Raw genomic sequence first — 19156 nt, 5'->3', positions numbered from 1 at the left:
CGTGGCATACTGCCAGCCTTGTTCCGGTTGCGAAGAAACATCGATGCGAACAACAGGGTGGATGTGCGCGATCCTGGTCGCGCTGAGCGGCTGCGCCAGCCGGACGGACAACGAAGCGCCGCTTGCCGGCGTCGCGATTGCGCTGACGAATGCGGGTTTCGAAGCCGCCCCCGGCGCCGACGGCAGCATCGAGGGCTGGACCACGAGCCAGCACGCGGGACCGGTTTCCTACAAGACCGGGATCGACCGCGACGTGCACGCCAAAGGTGCGGCGAGCTTCCGCATCGAACGCATTCGCGAGCAGGTCTACGGCTCGGTGTCACAGACTGTGCCAGTCGCCAGCCATGCCGGCCACACGCTCGAACTCAGCGCGAAGATGAGGACCCGCGACGTCGGTCCGGGCGGCTGGCAGCTGACGCTGGTATTTACCGGCGGCGTGCCGAATCCGGCGCGCGAGGCGGCACCGCTGACCGGCACGCAGGATTTCCGCACGGTCGCGATCCGCACCCGGGTACCGCCCGGCGCGCAGGACGTCGAGTTCTCCGCCGTCCTCAATGACTACGGCACGGCCTGGCTCGACGATGTGAATCTGCGCGTCGTCGATTGAGTTCCGCCGCGGGTCAGCCCGCGAGGAAACGCACGATCGCCGCCGCGTCGAACGGCCAACCCAGCTCGGCGCCTGAATCCTCGTCGCGCAGCACCGGCACGCGCTCGCCATAGCGCGCCTGGAGTTGCGCGTCTTCGTCGACGAACACGCTGGCGAACTCGGGCGTGCGCGCCTGCGCGAGCGCCTCGAGCGCAAGGTCGCAGAGGTGGCAGTCGTCGCGTTGGAAAAGGATCAGGCGCATGCCATCGGGAATGCTCGGCAGGAAGCGTAGAATAGCCGCAAACCCCCGGAGCAACCCATGGCCGTCAGCGTCTTCGACCTGTTCAAGATCGGCATCGGTCCTTCGTCCTCGCACACGGTAGGACCGATGCGCGCGGCCGCGCGCTTCTGCACGCGCTGGCTCGAGGAGAAAGGTGACTTGCCGCGCGTCGCGCGCATCCGCGCCGAGGTATTCGGCTCGCTCGCGCTTACCGGACGCGGCCACGGCACCGACAAGGCGGTGCTCTGCGGCATCGAAGGCGAATGGCCGGACAAGATCGATCCCGACTCGATTCCCGAGCGTTTGAAGCGCATCCGCGAGACAAAAAGAATCCGCGTGCTCGGCACGCACGAAATCCCGTTCGACGAGAAGACCGATCTCGCCATGAACAAGCGCCAGAAGCTGCCCTACCACACCAACGGCATGCGCTTCACGGCATACGACGCGCAAGGCGAAGTGATTGCGACGCGCGACTACTACTCGGTCGGCGGTGGTTTCGTCGTCAACACCGACGAGGCGGCGGATGACAAGATCGTGCCCGATGCGACGCCGCTGCCTTATCCGTTTTCCAGCGGCGACGAGCTGCTGAGACTCTGCGCCGAATCCGGCAAGACGATCGCACAGGTGATGCTGGCCAATGAAATGGTATGGCGCAGCGAAGCGGAAGTGCGCGAAGGGCTTCTGGCCATCTGGAGGGCAATGTCGGACTGTGTCGCGCGGGGTATGCGCGAGAAAGGCACGCTGCCGGGCGGACTCAAGGTGCTGCGCCGCGCGCCGATGCTCGCCGCCGAATTGCGCAACCGCCCCGAGGCCGCGCTGCGCGATCCGTTGACGATCCTCGACTGGGTCAACCTCTACGCACTCGCGGTCAACGAGGAAAACGCCGCGGGCGGCCGCGTCGTCACTGCGCCGACCAACGGCGCGGCCGGCATCATCCCCGCCGTGCTGCACTACTACGAACGCTTCGTGCCCGGCGCGAACGACGCCGGCCTCGTCGATTTCCTGCTCACCGCCGGCGCGATCGGCATTCTGTACAAGGAGAATGCCAGCATCAGCGGCGCCGAAGTCGGCTGCCAGGGCGAAGTCGGCGTGGCCTGTTCGATGGCTGCGGGCGGACTCACGGCGGCAACGGGCGGCAGCATCTATCAAGTCGAAAACGCCGCCGAGATCGGCATGGAGCACAACCTCGGACTCACCTGCGATCCGATCGGCGGCCTCGTCCAGATTCCCTGCATCGAACGCAACGCGATGGGTTCGGTCAAGGCGATCAACGCCCAGCGCATGGCCATGCGTGGCGACGGCAAGCACCGCGTGAGTTTGGATAAAGTCATCAAGACCATGCGCGACACGGGGCGCGACATGCAGGACAAGTACAAGGAGACGAGTCGCGGCGGGCTTGCGGTGAATGTGATCGAGTGCTGATGGGCGACGCGCGATTCAACGCGCCAGACCCTCCACATCGACAAGCCGCTCGCGCGCGGTGCGTGTGAGCGGATGGTCGCCGCCGAGTTTGGCGCGCTGCGCCGCGTAGGTCTCGCGCACGAGCGCCAGGCCTTCGTCGATGCGACCGACATGGGCGAGCACGAGACCGCGCAGGTTGCGTGTATTGACCAGCAGCGGATGATCCTTGGCCAGGATCGCCTCGCGGGTTTTCAGGCATTGGTCGACAACGGGCAGCGCGTCAGCGTAGCGTTTGGCGAGAATCAATGCACCGGCATAGACGGACGCCGCGTAGGCGGCCTGCGCGTTGTTGCGCGCGGCCAGCGGCTGCGCGGCACGGTACGCCTGCTCGCCGTGCGCCAGCGCCGCGGCGACGTCGCCGCGGCGCGTGTCGTCGAACGCCCAGTTGGCGAGCAGGTTGACAACCTGGTCGTCGTTCTCGCCGACGAGGCGCCGACCCATCGCCAGCCCTTCGGCATAGGTGCGGTCGGCCTCGTCGTGGCGTCCCGCCGCCTCCAGTTCGGTGGCCAGATTGCCCAGTTGCACGACGATGTAGATCGAACCGTCCGGATACAGCCGTTTGAGCAGCGCCAGCGACTGCTCGTGGAACGCGATCGCCTTCGCCCACTGCGCGTGGTTGCCGGCATCGAGCGCCAGCCCGTTCAGCGCCTCGGCGCGCGGTTCGAGCTCACCCTCGCCCAGATCGGCCAGCGCATTCGTGTAGTGGCGCAACGCCGAATCGGGTTGTGCCAGCGCGTTGGCGAGTGCGCCGAGCGAATTCTCGACACGGCCGAGCAGGCCACGCTCGCCCGTCGCGAGCGCCAGCTCGTGCGCGGCGTCGAGCGACTTGCGCGCCTCCTCGAATCGGCTTGCGTGGATCAGTGCATCGCCGAGATTCAGCTGGGCGAGAAGGCGCGCGTGCGCGTCGCCGCTGCGCTGTGCGCTGGCCAGTTGCGCCTGTGCCTCGCGCACCGCGTTGTCGATGTCGCCGGACTTGAAGTACGCATTCGCCAGCGCGCCCTGGATCTGCCCCAGCAGCAGCGGATCGCCGGCGAGCTCGCGTTCGGCGCGCGCGCCGGCACGGTCGAGCACGGTGCCGATCGGCGTGTTGCGACCGAGGTCGTCGGGATCGGCCGCGTCGAACATCGCCAGCAGGAAACGGTTCATCTCCTCCGCGCGCGCCTGCGCCTGCCGCGCCACGCCCGCCTGCCACAGCGCGAGGCCGAGGCCGACAAGCAGCGCCAGGCTCGTCGCCACGGCGACCGCAACGCCCAGACGGTGCCGCCGCACGTAGCGCGCCACACGCTCGCGCGTGGAGGGTTCGCGCGCGACGACAGCCTCGTGCGCGAGCCAGCGTTTGAGATCGGCGGCGAACTCGGCGCAGCTCGCGTAGCGCCGCGCCGGGGTTTTCTCCAGCGCCTTGAGCAGGACCGCATCGAGATCGCGTGGATTGCCGCCGTCGGCATCGGCGATGCGTGTGCTCGGGCGTGGTGGCTCGCTCTCGCAAACCGCAAGCTCGATGCCGGACGGTGAGGTATCCGCGATCCGGTAGGGACGCATCTCGCAGACGATCTCATAGAGCAGAACGCCCAGCGAATAGACGTCCGATGCCGGGCCGACCGGCTCGCCGCGCACCTGCTCGGGACTCGCATACTCGGGCGTCAGCGGCGCCATGCCGGTGCGCGTGTGGCCGCTGCGTGCCGCATCGTCGAGCAACTTGGCGATGCCGAAATCGAGCAGCTTGGCCGCGCCGTCGCGGTCGACGAGCACGTTGCCGGGCTTGATGTCGCGGTGCACGACGAGTTGCGCGTGCGCGGCCTGCACCGCGTCGAGCACGGGCAGCAGCAGCTCGATGCGTGCGCGCAGCCCGAGCGCGCGCGCGTGGCGCGTGATCGGCTCGCCGTCGACGTACTCCATGACGAAGAACGGCGCGCCGTTGACATCCCGGCCCACGTCGAGCAGGCGCGCGATATGCGCATGGTCGAGATTGCCGAGGATGCGCTGCTCGCGCGCGAAACGCGCACGCAAATCGCCCGCATCGAAGGTCAGCAGCTTGATCGCCACCGGCTTGTCGAACGCACCATCGGCACGCTGCGCCCGGTAGACGCTGCCCATGCCGCCCATGCCGACCAGCGCGACGAGACGATATGCGCCGAGCTGCTCGCCGCTGCGGTCGGCCGATCCGGCGTCGCAAACGCTCAGCGGGACGGCGAGGAAATCCCGCGCCTGCGCGTCGGCGTCGACAAGCTCGTCGACTTCGCGGCGCAACGCGGCATCGTCACCGCATTCGGCCGCGAGCAGCGCGGCGCGCGCCGCCGGATCCAGGGCGACGGCGCGGTCGAACAGATCCAATGCGCGTCGCCAATCGGTCACGATGCCGGCTCGGTGGCGCTGAGCGCGCGATACAGCCAAGCCTGTGCGCCGCGGTAGTCGCGCGCCAACGTGGCACGCGAAACACCGAGCGTATCGGCGATCTGCTCGAAGCCGATGCCGGCGAATACGCGCAGCTCGATCGCGCGCGCCTTGCGCGCGTCGACTTCGGCGAGTTGATTCAGCGCCTGATCGAGCGCCAGCAAATCCAGTGGCGTGCGCATGTCCACGGCCAGTTCGGGGGTCAGGCTCACGCGCTCGCCGCCATCGCGCTTGAGCGCCTCGCGGCGACGCGCACGGTCGATGAGCACCTGGCGCATCGCGCGCGCGGCGATGGTGAAAAAATGCCGGCAGTCGGCGGCGCGCAGCGACGCACCGCCGGAAAGTTTCAGATAGGCCTCGTGGACGAGATCGGTCGGCGCGAGCGTGACCTGGCCGAACTCGCCGGCAAGCTGGCGCTGGGCGAGCTGGCGCAACTGCGCATAGACGATCGGAAACAGCTTCTCCGCCGCCTGCGCATCGCCCTCGCCCATCGCGGACAGCAGCGTCGTGATTGGTTGTTCGTGATCGTCAGCCATCGTCGCGCCGCCCCCACTCGGCCGATCCGGAGTATACGGCGCTCGCGGCCCGGCAGAGTCGATGAGACTTTTCGGCCCACTTTTGCGCATTACCCCGGCATGTCGCCCACCACAGGCCATCGCCCATGAAAACGCGCATTTCCCTTGCCCGGTTCGTCGTTGCTCTCGCCGCGCTGCCCGGTTTGTCACTCACGCCGGCCGCCGCCAGCGCCAACGTGCTGGTCAACGGCGATTTCGAGAACGAGCCCAACTGGGGTGCGAGCAACGGAACCGCCTGCGGCAGCGGCCACGATACGAAATGCTCGGCCTTGAGCGGCTCGCAGCTCCCGGGCTGGACGATAGCACCCGGGCATCTCGTCACCATCCACTCGCAAGGCGGCTACCCGACGATCTCGGGCCTCTACAGCGTCAATACGGATGGCGAGGGATACAACGGGGTCAACGCGGATTTCTATCAGGATTTTGCGAGCACCGTCGGCCAAAACTATAGCCTGTCGTTCGACTGGGCGGGCTGGTACGCCAACCCGACGCCGCATCTGGACGTGACGGTGGTCGATACCGCGACCCAAGCCGTGCTCTACCACGGCAATTTCGCAACGAGCGTGGGCACGCATCACGTGAGCGCGACATTCGCCGGAACAGGGAATCCGTTGCGACTGCACATCCAGGAAAACCCCGCGTCCGGCACCAACGACAACGCGTTCATCGTCGACAATTTCGACGTGGAAAAGATAGGTGCAACGGCGGGCTACACCGTGCTCACGACGGTCGGCGCAAACGGGCAAATCAGCCCGAGCGGCCCCATCCAGGCCACGCCCGGTTCGACCTTGAGCTTCACGCTCAGCCCGGATGCAGGTTTCAATCCGCTGGAAATCGGAACCTGCGGCGGAACGCTGGCCGGCACGACCTACACGACCGCGCCGATCGTCGCCGATTGCACGGTGGGCGCGAATTTCTCCGCGACGAGCGTCGATTCGACACAGGTCGGCGGTATTTCGGCGAGGATCAGCGGCGGTGGCGGCCAATGCACATTCGTGTCCACGGACTTTGCTGGACTGGCGACCATCGCCAAGGCTCCGCCGACGAGCACGCTGGGCGGATCGGCCAATTTGTCGGCGTTCATACAACAGGATTTCTCGTTTGGCGCAAAGGGTTGCACGCCGGGCGCAACGATCACGGTGACGCTGACCTTTCCGGGCAGCCACTTCGACAGCACCGACCATCTGTACAAATTCGGACCGCCGCCCGGCCTGCCGGAGTCCGAAAGCCAATGGTCATCGTATCCCGCCGTCTTCAGCGGCGATACGGTGACCTACACGATCACCGACGGCGGCGCGGGCGACGAAGACGGCGTCGTGAATGGCGCGATCAAGGATCCGGTGACGATTCTCGTCGCGGCGCCAACCGCAGCGACGCAGACCGCGCCGATGCTAGACGGCCGCGCGCTGCTCCTGCTCGGTCTGCTGAGCGCAGTACTTGGCCTGATCGCGCTCGCGCGCGGCCGGCCGGCGTAAAGGAAGCCTCGCGCAGCGGCCCGACGGCAAGCGCAATCGAATGCAGATGGGCCGCGGGCCGACGTCCTGCCCGGCACCGGATTTCGCTTCGCGGCTCGGCCTCAGCCGTGCGCGCGCCCCGTCACCGCAAGCGCCCTGATCAATCCCCGCGCAGGCTCGCGCTGCGCGGCGGCGGCAAACATCGCGTCTCGCTCGACAAGGTGTCAAGACCATGCGCGACGGAACCGGACATGCGGGACGAGTACAAGGAGACGTCGCGCGGCCGGCTGGCAGTGAACATGATCGAATGCTGAAGCGCGCAAGGCGGATTCTCGCCACGCTGTTTGCCACGCCAGCGCAATACAGACGCCGGCGCAGGCAAATCGCATCGTCGGCTACGTCGGCGCGCGCAAGGCAGCGGACAGTTGGGACGCCGGCAAGATCGATGCGCTGATCTTCGCGTTCGCCCCCGGTGAAGGATGGCGCGGTCGTCCTCGCCGATGCGGCGAAACCGTGCCTGCAAGGCATTCCCGCGCTGAAGAAGGATCATCCGCGACTGCAAGTGACGATGTCGATCGGCGGCTGGGGCGCGGGCGGATTCTCGGAAAACGGCGGCGGCAAAAACGGCTACGAGCGTCATTGGGACGCCGTTGCGCAAGCGCCATTCCTGTGAAACCCGAGGACACAACACTTCATCCGCTACGAAGACGCACAGTCGCTGAAAGCGAAAACCGCCTTCGTCCGGTCGAATCGATTGGGTGGCATCATGTATCGGGAACAGGATGAAGACCCGAAGGGCGAGTTGCTCGATGTGCTGTGGTACGGGCTGCATGAGGCGCCCGCGAAGCGCTAGTTCAGTTTGCGGCGGAGCCGGAAGTTCAATGCACTACCCAGCAAACGGTTTGCGCGCGATGGCGGGATTCATGCTCGCCGGCCTGGCCGCGCTCGCGCACGCCAAGCACATGTATCAGTACACCGACGCGCAGGGCATCATTCATTTCACTGACGTCAAGCCGCCGGACAACACGCCCGGAGTGAAGTCGACGCTGGTGCGCACCGACGCACAGCCGTTGCTGCGCGCGCGCGAGGAAGGCAGCGATGAGGATCGAACGATCGTCCTCGTCAACGATGCGGGCGGGCCGATCACGGTCGAGATCGACGTCACCGACGCGAACAACGTGCGTACCGTACCCGAAGTTCTGCCCGCGCGCGTGGTGCTGCCCGGGCGCAGCGAGACGCGCGCACTGCACATCGTCGCGACCAATCCGGCTGCGGGCTTCCGCTATGGCTACAAGTACACCTACATGCCGGGCGATTACCGCGCTGTGCCCGACGAGAATGCGCGCTACGCGTTGCCGTTTCCTGCCGATCTCAAGCTGCGCATCAACCAGGGCTTCGGCGGCGCGTTCAGCCACAACGAACCGCAGAACCGATACGCGATCGACATCGGCATGCCCGAGGGCACGCCCGTGCTCGCCGCGCGCGACGGCATCGTGATGACGGTCGACAACGACTACTACGGCAACGGTCTCGACATGGACAAGTACGGCGACCGCGCGAACAACGTGCGCATCGTGCACAGCGACGGCACGATGGCGGTGTACGCGCACCTGCAACTCGAAAGCGCGCGCGTGCAGGTAGGCGATCGTGTGCACACGGGCCAAGTACTGGCGCTGTCGGGAGATACCGGCTACACCAACGGCCCGCACCTGCATTTCGTCGTGCAGCGCAATGCGAACATGACGATGCTGTCGGTGCCGATCCAGCTCGTCGGCCCCGACGGCAGGGCCTTCACGCCGACGGAAGGCGTGGGCGTGGGCGCGCCCTGAGGTCGCGCGAAAATCACTCTTCCGCAAACGCCGCCAGCTCGGGCACGAAAGGCAGGTAGTTGTGCCAGCGCCCGACGGAACTCGCGTACACGGGTTGGCGGGCCTGCCACAGGCTCGCGGTGCTGATGCTCGACGAAGCGACCGGCGCTTTGGAGATGTCCGCTGCACCGGAGATGCCGATCCACTCGGCAAGTTCGGCGATGTGCGCCTGCGGATCGCGCACGAGCGACTCGTAGCGCAGAGTGCGTATCGAGGCGGGATATCGTCCGCGCCAGTGATCCATCAGTCGCCGGCAATCCTTCATCACGCGGTCGATGTGATCGAAGCGATAGGAAAATCCCTGCACGTCTTCCAGGAACGCCTGCATCCACAGCGACAGCGCGTTGTCGCGTGGATTGCGTTCACAGTAGATGATCTTGGCCTGCGGCCAGAGCGCGAGCGTGAAGTCGACGTAACGGAAATTATGCGGCTGCTTGTCGATGAACCACCGCGCATCGGTATCGTCGCGGCGCAACTGCGCGAGGTAGGTCGCGGCAACACGATCCAGATCGCCAACCGACGGCATCCTCTGCGTCATCGATCTCTCGAACAGCCAGGCGATCCACGGCAGCTCGCCGCGATTGCATACATGCGGATATCGCGCCAGCAGTTCGGCAGCGAGCGTGGTGCCGGAACGGGGCAGACCGACGATGAAGATCGGCGCGGGCTCGCCGGGCGACATGGATCGGGCAGGCGGCGCCGCGGCGGCCAGACGCGCCTGGACCATTTGTTCCCAGTGCCCGAGCGTCCACTTCGTCATGCGGCCGGCCAGGGCATTCGCGTCGCGGAAATATCGCGCAGCCGCCGCGTAGTCGCCGACATCGTCGCAAGCCTTGCCGGAAGTGAACAGCAGCGCGGAACGGGCGCGATCGCTGAGCCCCGCGCGCGCGCGCCCTGCGGCGTACAAGGCGAAATCCGGATGCTCTGCAGAGCGGTACTTCAGCGTCTGCGACAGGCCGAGCGGCATGTTCCATTCCCACGCCTGTTCGCTGCGATTGAGCGCAAACAGATGATGTTCGCGTGCCGCTTCGAAATTTCCGAGCTGGAGTTGCAGCATGCCGGCGTAGGCGTGCAGGCGTGCGTCGTCGGGATTCGCCGCGATTGCCGCGGACGCCACCGCGGCAGCATCGGCCTTGCAATCGCAAGCGTCGAGAAATTCGATCGCCCAGATCGCCAGCTTCGCGTCCGCCGAGTGATGCCGCATGCACGAGTGCAGGCAGTCCGCCGCGGCGCGGACGCGTCCCTGCTCCTTGAACATCTCCGCCAGGGCGAGTGCGGTGGAGACATCATCCGGTTTCTCGTCGAGCAAGCGGCGCAGGATTTCCTCCGCCTTCGCATCACGACCTGCCCGACGATACACACCGCCGAGAGCCCGGCGCAGTTCGACCGAGCGCGGATGTGCGCCGATCGCCGCCTCGAGCATCGGCTGCGCCGCCGGCAGGCCGTACTCCATCATCACGGCGCGGGCGGCTTCGAGCCAATCCTGCTCGTCGGCAGCGGCGAGGAAATCGCACATTTTTTTCGCCGCGACCTGCGCGGAAAATCGACTGCGCCAATGCCGGTACTGATCAACGGCGGTCGCGGCCTTGGTCACGCTGGTTTGCATCGGAAGTTCTCGAGGGCGCATCGGGCGCAAGGCCGGATCAATCGAAATTTTGGCGAATCGTTCGCCGCGCGCTTTATGATACCGCCCCTTTGCCCCGGAAAATTCGCGTTTTTCATGGACCACACCTTCGAAACCCGCCGCCGGCGCACGTTCGCGATCATCTCGCATCCCGACGCGGGCAAGACCACGCTGACCGAGAAGCTGCTGCTGTTCGGCGGCGCGATCCAGATGGCCGGCAGCGTCAAGTCGCGCAAGGCGGCCAAGCACGCGACCTCGGACTGGATGGCGCTGGAGAAGGAGCGCGGCATCTCGGTGACTTCGTCGGTGATGCAATTTCCGTACGAAGGCCGCGTCGTCAACCTGCTCGACACGCCGGGCCACGCGGATTTTTCCGAGGACACCTACCGCGTGCTGACCGCGGTCGATTCGGCGCTCATGGTGATCGACTGCGCCAAGGGCGTCGAGGAACGCACGATCAAGCTGATGGACGTGTGCCGCCTGCGCGACACGCCGATCATGACCTTCATCAACAAGCTCGACCGCGAGGGCCGCGCGCCGATCGAGCTGCTTGACGAGGTCGAGTCGGTGTTGAAGATCCGGTGCGCGCCGATCACCTGGCCGATCGGCATGGGCTCGCGCCTCAAGGGCGTGTATCACCTGCTGACCGGCGAGGTGCACGTATTCGAGCCGGGGCGCAATTTCACCCGCCAGGATTCGACCATCTTCGCCTCGCTCGACGACCCCGCGCTCGCCGCGAAGATCGGCGAAGACATGCTGCGCGAGCTGCGCGACGAACTCGAACTCGTGCAGGGCGCATCGCACCCGTTCGATCCGGATCAGTATCTCGCCGGCAAGCAGACCCCGGTGTTCTTCGGCTCGGCGGTGAACAACTTCGGCGTGCAGCTGCTGCTCGACTTCTTCGTCGAGCACGCGCCCGCGCCGGCTTCGCATGCGGCGACGACGCGCTCGGTCGATGCGACCGAGAGCCCGCTCAGCGGTTTCGTGTTCAAGATCCAGGCAAACATGGATCCGATGCACCGCGACCGCGTCGCCTTCATGCGCATCTGCTCGGGCACGTTCAGCGCGGGCATGAAGGCGTTCCACGTGCGCACCGCATCGACAATGAAACTCGCCAACGCACTGACCTTCATGGCCAGCGATCGCGACATCGTGGAAAAAGCGTTTCCCGGCGACGTGATCGGCATTCACAACCACGGTACGATCTCGATCGGCGACACCTTCACCGAAGGCGAAGCGCTCGCCTTCACCGGCATCCCGAACTTCGCGCCCGAGCTGTTCCGCCGCGCGCGCCTGCGCGATCCGCTCAAGATGAAGCAGTTGCAGAAGGGCCTCGCGCAATTGTCCGAGGAAGGCGCGACGCAGTTCTTCCGCCCGCTGATGTCGAACGACCTGATCCTCGGCGCGGTCGGCGTGCTCCAGTTCGACGTCGTCGCGTATCGCCTGAAAGACGAATACGGCGTCGAGGCCACGTTCGAGAACGTCAACGTCGTCACCGCGCGCTGGATCAAGTGCAGCGACGCGAAGAAGCTCGAGGAGTTCCGCGAGAAAGCCGCGCCGAACCTCGCCCTCGACGCGGCCGGTGAGCTCGTCTACATCGCGCCATCGCGCGTGAATCTGCAACTGACTGAAGAACGCTGGCCCGACATCAGCTTTGCCGCCACGCGCGAGCACGCGAGTGCGGTGGCGGTGTAGCTTCTCCCTTTTTCCGCCGGGATAAGGGAAGCAGGCTTCAACCCGAAATATAGCGCTGCAACTGCTCGAGCTGCTCGGCCTGGTCATCGATCACCGCCTTGACCAGGTCGCCGATCGAGAGCATGCCGATGACCTTGCCGTTCTCGACCACGGGCAGATGGCGGATGTGCTTGTCGGTGACCAGACGCATGCAGCGATGCACGGTTTCGTGCGGGCTGACGGTGATCAGATCCGCGGTCATGATGTCGCGCACCGGCGTGTCGCTCGACGAACGGCCCTTGAGGATGACCTTGCGCGCATAGTCGCGCTCGGAAACGATGCCGAGCAAATCGTCGCCGCGCACCACGAGCAGGGCGCCGACGAACTTGTCGGCCATCATCTGGATGGCCGCGAGCACGGGTTGGTCCGGACCGATCGAATAGATCTCGCGTCTGCCTTCGATCAATTGCTTGACGATGCGCATCGCAACCTCCCGCTCGAAGTTTCGGAGTTATTCACGTCACTCCGGCGGTTTTCAACAGCCGAATGGCTGGTCAAGCCGGAAGGACGAACGGATGTCAGTTTACGCCGACCTTCCCGGCTTGGCTTGCCGAATTTTGCAAGGAAATGCCGGTTTCGTCCCGCGCCGCCGGAATCAGCTCGTCGATCAGATACAGCGGCCGCTGCTTCGTCTCGATGTAGATGCGCCCGAGGTATTCGCCGATCATGCCCAGAGCCATCAACTGCACGCCGCCGAGAAAGAGGATCACGAGCATCAAGGTCGGATAACCTTGCACGCGGTCGCCGAGCAGCAGCGCCTTGCCGAACACCCACAGCGCGTAGACGAAAGACAGACCCGCCGTACCCAGGCCAACATAGGTGGCCAGTTTCAACGGCGCGGTCGAGAAGGATGTGATGCCCTCGAGCGCGAAGTTCCACAGGCGCCAGTAGTTGAACTTGCTCTCGCCGGCGAAACGCGCATCGCGTTCGTAGACCACGGATTTCTGCCTGTAACCGACCCAGGTGAACAGGCCCTTCATGAAGCGCTGGCGTTCGCGCAGGCGCCTCAACGCATCCAGCGCGCGCCGGCTCATCAGGCGGAAATCGCCGGTGTCGCGCGGCACCGGCGTTGCGCTGAGCTTTTCCATGACGCGGTAGAACGCGGCCGAGGTGAATTTTTTCAACGGCGTCTCGCCTGCGCGCGTGGAGCGCGTGCCGTAAACGACGTCGCAGCCTTCGCGCCAATACTCGATGAACGACGGAATCAACTCGGGCGGGTCCTGCAGGTCGGCATCGATGACGACAACAGCGTCGGCATCGGCGGCGTCGAGTCCCGCGGTCAACGCGAGTTCCTTGCCGAAGTTGCGCGCCAGCTTGAGCGTCGCCACGCGCGCATCGCTGTCGCGCAGGCTGCACATCACCACGTAGGTGTCGTCGCGGCTGCCGTCGTCGACGTAGAGCACCTCGCACTGCATGTCGAATTTGCCGGCGACCTGATCGAAGACGGTCGCAAGCCGCGCGTGGAATTCGCGCAGGCTCTCGCCTTCGTTGTAGGCCGGGACGACAACGCAGAGTCTGGACATGGAGCACGCGGGCCGAAGCGGGAATGGCTGAATGCTAGCCCAAGCCTGCGGCAACCGATACCTCGGCCGCGTCGGCTTCCCGGCATCGTTTCAGCGCGCGAGATAGCCGGGGCCGCCGAGCTGGCGCACCTGGCGCTCGATCCACGCCACGCGCCCAAGCATGTAGGGCGATGGCGCGTCGACGCGCAGCTTGAGCGGATTGGGCAGGCTTGCCGCGAGCAGCGCCGATTCGCGCGCGCCCAGCTCCCGCGCGGATTTGCCGAAGAATTGCCGTGCCGCCGCGTCGGCGCCGTAGATACCGTCGCCGAACTGGGCGATGTTGGCGTAGACCTCCAGGATGCGCGACTTCGGCCAGGTCAGCTCGATCAGCACGGTGAAATATGCCTCCAGCCCCTTGCGCACCAAGCTGCGTCCGTTCCACAGGAACAGGTTCTTCGCGACCTGTTGCGAGATGGTGCTCGCGCCGCGCAGGCGCGCGCCATCGTCGGCATCGTCCATCGCCTCGCCGATCGCCTGCAGGTCGAAGCCGTGGTGGAACGGGAATTTCTGGTCCTCGGCCGCGACCAGCGCGATCGGCAATTCGACGGAAATGTCGGCCAGCGGCAGGTGGCGATGCTTCAAGGCAAAGCGGCCGTCGCCCTCGCGCCAGGCCGCGAACCGCCGTTCGACCATGAAGGCCGAAGTCGGCGGCGGCAGGAAGCGCAGGATAAGCACCGGCAGCCAGGTGAGGGCGATGAAGGCGAGCAATGCAAGGACGACGCGCCGCGGCCAACGCCGTGGTCGCGGGCGCGACGAGGATTTTGCGGGGGTGCGCATGGATCGGGAAGTTTGGCACAGCAGGCGGCTGCGTCGTCCGCGAAAGAATCTGTGGCGCGACTCACACAAAGACGGGAAAATGATTGTTAGTTTTTCATAAACCGTGGTACCATCGGCAGGCCGCTGGATAAAGTTTTCCCGTCCTGCGACACGGAACTCGGAACCTGGATGAACACTCTATAACCTGCGGAAACGTGACGGCCGGATTCATGCGCAAACTCCTCGCCCTGGTGCTGACTGCATCGATGCCGCTTGCCGGCGTCGCGCAGTCGCCTGCGCCGGCACTTGCGCTTGCCCCGCCGACCCGGGCCACACCGCAACTGCTCGAACAGATGCTCGGCTCGAGCAGTCTTCTCGGCAGCTCGGACGCGCGCAGTGTTCCGCTTTGGGGCACCCCCGATGGCCGCATCCTGGCTTTGGTTGCAGCGGGCGACAATCACAATCCCACCTTGCCCAAGTCGCCACAGATCGGCGCAGCAAACGAATGGCGGCTGATCGACGTCACCAGCCTCGTCTCCGGCGGCCTGTTGATGCGTATCGGCAACAATGCGAGCGCGCAAGTCAGCCTGGGACGCTCCGCCCCGCAAATGCCGGCCGGCGCGAACCCCGACATGCTGGCGCATGGCGGTGAATTCCGTCTCGGCACGAACTGGCTGGCTTCCGATGCTTTCGAACTCGGCCTCAGCTACGACCTGACCTGGCTGCGCCACGACAACGTCGCCGGCTTTTCCCCCAACTACGGCGTCGCCGGACTGGGCAATCCGTCGCTGCCTCTCGGCCTGTCCAGCTATTCGCTGCTTGATGCACAGAACTCGCAGGTCAACGCACTCGGCCGCTTCCGCCTCGATGACGACCAGTCGGTCAACATCGGCGCCAGTCTCGGCCGCATCCAGCTCTCCGTCCCCGGCACGACAACGCCGCTGACCAGCCTCAACCAGGCCGCGGTCAGCTTCGGCGTGCAGTACGGCTCGTTCGGCGGCAACCTCACCGGCCACGTGCTCAGTCCCGCCGATCCGCTCGGCGCCAACGCCGTCAGTTCGCGCCTGACCGGCCTCGACCTCGGCATCTCCTGGCGCACGCCATGGAGCGGCATGTTCCGCGTGGGTACGCAGAACCTGTGGTCCTCGGGCAACTTGCCCTACCTCAACAACGGCCCCGTCTCGCGCGAAATCGAATCGAGTCAGGCACGCGTGCCGTACGTGCAATACCACCAGGATCTCTGATCCCGGCAGCCGTCCCGGCGCCGCCCAAAGTCGCTGCGAAGCCCCGCATTTCCTGCGCCGCCACGTTGCTGCGTGCGCGGCAGCGCACCTCATCGGCCGTGCAGCGCGCCCCTTGCTTGTCGCCCCCGCGATGGACTTCACGATTTCTGCACATTTGCAAGCAGATGAAATGAAAAGAAAAAACCTGTTCCATTGTTAAAGATTTGTTGCTAATATTGCAGATTCATGCACCTTCCACCGAAGCTTGAGCCCGGACTTTTTGCCGGTGGCCGGTCATTTCGATGAATTTCCACTTTACCCGTTGGGGAGCAGTTAGATGAATTTGAATACCAACAAGCTGGTTTCGGCGGTCCGTTTCGGCCTCGCCATCGGCGCCGCGGCCACGGCCGGCACGACCCTCGCGCAGAACGCGGACAGCGCGGACAGCAAGGCCCGCAATCTCGAAACCATCGTCGTCACCGGTTCGAACATCCGCCGTGTCGACATGGAAACGGCCAACCCGGTCATCACGATCGACCACGCCGCGATTTCCAAATCGGGCAAGACCACCCTCGGCGACATCGTCCAGGATCTGCCCGCGATCGCCGGCAACGCCAACAACACCAACGTCAACAACGGCGGCGGCAGCGGCCAGGCGAACGTTTCGCTGCGCGGCCTGGGCTCGGTGCGCTCGCTCGTCCTCATCGATGGTCGCCGCCTGCAGATCGGCGGCACCACGGCCGACGTCAACGCGATTCCGGCCAACCTGATCGAGCGCATCGAAGTGCTGACCGACGGCGCCTCGGCGATCTACGGCTCCGACGCGATCGGCGGCGTGGTCAACGTCATCACGCGCAAGAACTACCAGGGCCTCGAAGTCAGCGGCCAGTACGGCATTTCCGACCGCGACGACGGTCAGCGCAAGGGTTTCAACCTGACCATCGGCCAGGCCACCGACCGTGGCAGCGTCATGGGCGGCATCGACTACAACAAGCAGGACCAGATCCTCGCCGGCCTGCGCGACTACGCCCGTTATTCCTACACTCGTAACGTTGCTACCGGGGCGGTCGGCTACACCGGTTCGACCTCGGCACCGACCGGCTTCATCCGCGGACCGATGTTCAGCGCATGCCCGAATGTCGTCGAAGGTGGCAACGTTCCGGGTGGTACGTACGACCCGACCGCCCCTGGCGGCAATGGCATCCCGAAAGGCTTCCGTTGTTTCCAGGGCGGCAGTTCTGCCGGCCTGGGCGACCTCTACAACTTCGCCGCGATCAACCTGATCTCGACGCCGTCCGAGCGCACCAACGCCTTCGTCAAGGGCACCTACAAGCTGACCGATTCGGTCGAAGCCTACATGAACCTGCTGTACAACAAGACCGACTCGGCATTCCAGATCGCCTCGGTCCCGGTCAGCCTGTTCAGCACGGGCCTGCTGATTTCCTCGAAGAATCCGTACAACCCGTTCGGCGTCGACATCGGCACCAAGAGCGCACAAAATGCTTCGCTGCGCCTGGTCGCGCTCGGTCCTCGCCACCAGAACTACAATACGGAAAACAACCAGGTGACCGCCGGCCTCGGCGGCAATCTGCTCGACACCGGCTGGCAGTGGGATGCAAACATCGGCTTTGGCAAGTTCAGCGCCAACCGCACGCGCGCGGGCTATCTCAACGCCGCGGCGATCACCCAGAGCGGCGCGCTCGGCGCGAACTGCACGCCGGCCAGCGCCGGCCTGAGCAATACCACCTGCCTGAACATCCTCAACCAGTTCGACCCGAACACCGTGACGCTTCTGCAGAAGTACTACGGCAGCACGCTGCACTATCACGCCCTGCAGATCCAGCGCCAGGCCAACGTCAGCGCCAACGGCGACCTGTTCTCGCTGCCGGCCGGCAACGTCAGCATGGCCGCGGGCCTGAGCTACCGCAAGCAGTACGTCGAAACCGACGCCGATCAGGCCACGGTCGCCGATCCGCACAACGGCGGGCGTTGCGGCGGCATCCCGGAAACCTGCACCTCGCCGTTCAGCGGCAACTATGACGTCAAGGAAGCCTACGCCGAGTTGCTCGTGCCGATCGTCAAGGACGCGCCGTTCGCGAACAGCCTCAACCTGATCCTCGGCGACCGTTACTCGAAGTATTCGAGCTTCGGCAGCACCAACAACTGGAAGGCGGCGATCGAGTACAAGCCGCTGGAAGACCTGCTGCTGCGCGGCACGGTGTCGAAGGTGTTCCGTGCGCCGAACCTGACCGAGACCTCGGCCGCCCTGCAGAGCTCGTACGACAACTACGTGTCGCCGGGCGCGGGCTTCGGTTCGTCCAACGGCAACCAGGTGCAGGTGCTCTACTCCGGCGCCAATGTGGCCGGCCAGCCGATCAAGCCGGAAGTCGGTTCGACCTTCGACTACGGCTTCGTCTACGACCCGCACTTCATCGAAGGCCTGAGCGTCAGCGCCGACCTGTGGCGCGTCTACCTGACCGACCTGATCGTGCGTCCGACCGGTCAGACCATCTCCAACTTCTGCTTCGCCGACAAGAACAACCCGTTCTGCAAGTTCATCAATTTCTCCTCGGGCCAGATCGACAGCATCTCCGGCGTCGCCTATACCAACCTGGGCCGCCTCGATGCCGCGGGCGCAGACTTCGCCGCCAGCTACCGGTTGCAGGAAACGCCGTACGGCAACTTCCGCTTCGGCCTTCAGGCCACGTACTACACCAAGTACGACAACACCGTGCCGACGGGCACCGGTACGGCGGTGGTCACCCATGTCGCCGGCGGCTACAACTCGCAGTACGGCAACTTCGCCCGTTGGCGCGCGCTGGGCAGCATCGACTGGTCGATGGGCGATTTCTCGGCTTCGTGGCGCCAGCGCTACCAGAGCCGTGTGCACGTCTTCGCCCTCGGCAGCTACCACGTCGGCTCATGGGTGCGTCACGACGTGTCGGTCGGCTACAACCTGTCGGCGCTCAAGACCCGCGTCGACGTGGGTATCGACAACCTGGGCGACAAGCAGCCGCCGCTGTTCTACCAGGCCGTGACCAACGCCAACACCGACGTCAACACCTACGACACGATCGGCCGCTACTTCTGGGGTCGCGTAACGGTGAAGTTCTAAAAACAACTGGTTGTACTGCAGCCCGCGCGCCCGGCAACGGACGCGCGGGCTTTTTTTTTGCCTTCTCATCGGGCGTGACCATGTCCCTGAATCGGAACCGAACGGAAGTTCCGGGCGCGCCTTGAATGTTTCCTTGTTAAGGATTTGTTGCTAGTATCCGGCGTCATCGAAATTGCGCGTAGGCGTGTTCGTGTGTGCTTTTTCCCCTGGATGGGGAGGAATTTTTTTGTCCCGAAAGATCAACCCTGACGTTGGAGAGTGTATGAAACTCAACGAAATCAACAAGCTATCTTCCTCGGTGCGCCTCGCCCTGACCATGGGCGCCGTGGCCACCGCCGGTATCGCTACGACTGCCCAAGCCCAGAACGCCGACAGCGGCGACAAGAAGAGCCAGAACCTCGAAACCATCGTGGTGACCGGTTCGAACATCCGCCGCGTCGACATGGAAACCGCCAACCCGGTGCTCACCATCGACCACGCCGCGATCGAAAAGTCCGGCAAGGTCACGCTCGGCGACCTGATCCAGC

16 protein-coding genes and 1 pseudogene are annotated in these 19156 nt (G+C 65.2%); 10 read left to right on the top strand and 7 right to left on the bottom strand.

The annotated features are described in order from the left end of the window. Nucleotides 1-43 precede the first annotated feature (43 nt). Nucleotides 44-607, top strand: coding sequence for a hypothetical protein (locus AC16HO_RS03705; RefSeq protein ID WP_395643992.1), 564 nt, complete (start codon nt 44-46; stop codon nt 605-607). A 13-nt stretch (nt 608-620) separates the two neighbouring features. On the opposite strand, the gene AC16HO_RS03700 is transcribed toward AC16HO_RS03705, so the two are convergent. Further along, nucleotides 621-848 (bottom strand): glutaredoxin family protein, encoded by a 228-nt coding sequence (locus AC16HO_RS03700; protein WP_395643993.1) that lies wholly within the window; start codon nt 846-848, stop codon nt 621-623. A 57-nt stretch (nt 849-905) separates the two neighbouring features. On the opposite strand from AC16HO_RS03700, the gene AC16HO_RS03695 reads away from it, so the two are divergent. After that, nucleotides 906-2288 (top strand): L-serine ammonia-lyase, encoded by a 1383-nt coding sequence (locus AC16HO_RS03695; protein WP_395643994.1) that lies wholly within the window; start codon nt 906-908, stop codon nt 2286-2288. 15 nt (nt 2289-2303) lie between these two features. Here the strand turns inward: AC16HO_RS03695 and AC16HO_RS03690 are convergent, their stop codons facing one another. Together AC16HO_RS03690 and AC16HO_RS03685 are read right to left on the bottom strand one after the other, a co-directional pair. Next, on the bottom strand, nt 2304-4679 hold the full coding sequence (locus AC16HO_RS03690) for a serine/threonine-protein kinase (protein WP_395643995.1): 2376 nt from the start codon (nt 4677-4679) through the stop codon (nt 2304-2306). Then, a complete protein-coding gene (locus AC16HO_RS03685; RefSeq protein ID WP_395643996.1) occupies nt 4676-5254 on the bottom strand; it encodes an ECF-type sigma factor in 579 nt (192 codons plus the stop codon). The genes AC16HO_RS03690 and AC16HO_RS03685 overlap by 4 nt, the downstream gene beginning before the upstream one ends. 125 nt (nt 5255-5379) lie before the next feature. Between AC16HO_RS03685 and AC16HO_RS03680 the strand changes: the two genes are divergently transcribed. The 4 genes and pseudogenes from AC16HO_RS03680 to AC16HO_RS03665 all read left to right on the top strand — a co-directional run bounded on the left by AC16HO_RS03680 (nt 5380) and on the right by AC16HO_RS03665 (nt 8576). Further along, the gene (locus AC16HO_RS03680) at nt 5380-6768 is read left to right on the top strand and encodes a choice-of-anchor U domain-containing protein (RefSeq protein WP_395643997.1); all 1389 of its coding nucleotides are present in this window, start codon (nt 5380-5382) and stop codon (nt 6766-6768) included. A gap of 152 nt (nt 6769-6920) precedes the next feature. Further along, nucleotides 6921-7061 (top strand): annotated as a pseudogene (locus AC16HO_RS03675) (L-serine ammonia-lyase); the annotation flags it as partial. A 158-nt stretch (nt 7062-7219) separates the two neighbouring features. Continuing rightward, a complete protein-coding gene (locus AC16HO_RS03670) occupies nt 7220-7420 on the top strand; it encodes a hypothetical protein (RefSeq protein WP_395643998.1) in 201 nt (66 codons plus the stop codon). A gap of 208 nt (nt 7421-7628) precedes the next feature. Then, nucleotides 7629-8576 carry a peptidoglycan DD-metalloendopeptidase family protein gene (locus tag AC16HO_RS03665; protein ID WP_395643999.1) on the top strand — a complete coding sequence of 316 codons (948 nt, stop codon included), beginning with the start codon at nt 7629-7631 and terminating at the stop codon, nt 8574-8576. A gap of 13 nt (nt 8577-8589) precedes the next feature. Here AC16HO_RS03665 and AC16HO_RS03660 read toward each other — a convergent pair whose 3' ends face one another. Then, nucleotides 8590-10221 (bottom strand): tetratricopeptide repeat-containing sulfotransferase family protein, encoded by a 1632-nt coding sequence (locus tag AC16HO_RS03660; RefSeq protein WP_395644000.1) that lies wholly within the window; start codon nt 10219-10221, stop codon nt 8590-8592. Between the two features lie 114 nt (nt 10222-10335). Between AC16HO_RS03660 and AC16HO_RS03655 the strand changes: the two genes are divergently transcribed. Next, nucleotides 10336-11934, top strand: a complete 1599-nt coding sequence (locus tag AC16HO_RS03655) for a peptide chain release factor 3 (RefSeq protein WP_395644001.1) — start codon at nt 10336-10338, stop codon at nt 11932-11934. 37 nt (nt 11935-11971) lie between these two features. Here the strand turns inward: AC16HO_RS03655 and AC16HO_RS03650 are convergent, their stop codons facing one another. The 3 genes from AC16HO_RS03650 to mtgA all read right to left on the bottom strand — a co-directional run bounded on the left by AC16HO_RS03650 (nt 11972) and on the right by mtgA (nt 14312). Then, a complete protein-coding gene (locus AC16HO_RS03650) occupies nt 11972-12397 on the bottom strand; it encodes a CBS domain-containing protein (RefSeq protein ID WP_395644002.1) in 426 nt (141 codons plus the stop codon). A gap of 94 nt (nt 12398-12491) precedes the next feature. Continuing rightward, complete coding sequence (locus tag AC16HO_RS03645; protein WP_395644003.1) at nt 12492-13496, bottom strand: glycosyltransferase family 2 protein; 1005 nt, start codon at nt 13494-13496, stop codon at nt 12492-12494. A 90-nt stretch (nt 13497-13586) separates the two neighbouring features. After that, nucleotides 13587-14312, bottom strand: a complete 726-nt coding sequence (gene mtgA, locus AC16HO_RS03640; protein ID WP_395644004.1) for a monofunctional biosynthetic peptidoglycan transglycosylase — start codon at nt 14310-14312, stop codon at nt 13587-13589. A gap of 209 nt (nt 14313-14521) precedes the next feature. Between mtgA and AC16HO_RS03635 the strand changes: the two genes are divergently transcribed. The 3 genes from AC16HO_RS03635 to AC16HO_RS03625 all read left to right on the top strand — a co-directional run. Further along, nucleotides 14522-15535 (top strand): porin family protein, encoded by a 1014-nt coding sequence (locus tag AC16HO_RS03635; RefSeq protein WP_395644005.1) that lies wholly within the window; start codon nt 14522-14524, stop codon nt 15533-15535. A 316-nt stretch (nt 15536-15851) separates the two neighbouring features. Further along, the gene (locus AC16HO_RS03630) at nt 15852-18629 is read left to right on the top strand and encodes a TonB-dependent receptor plug domain-containing protein (protein ID WP_395644006.1); all 2778 of its coding nucleotides are present in this window, start codon (nt 15852-15854) and stop codon (nt 18627-18629) included. 262 nt (nt 18630-18891) lie between these two features. After that, nucleotides 18892-19156 (top strand): hypothetical protein (locus AC16HO_RS03625; RefSeq protein WP_484335294.1); only part of this gene is annotated, 265 nt, incomplete at its 3' end.

It is taken from the genome of Rudaea sp. (genome assembly GCF_057139185.1).
The sequence above is the reverse complement of the archived record's forward strand: the minus strand, read 5'-3'. Positions and strand labels throughout refer to the sequence as shown.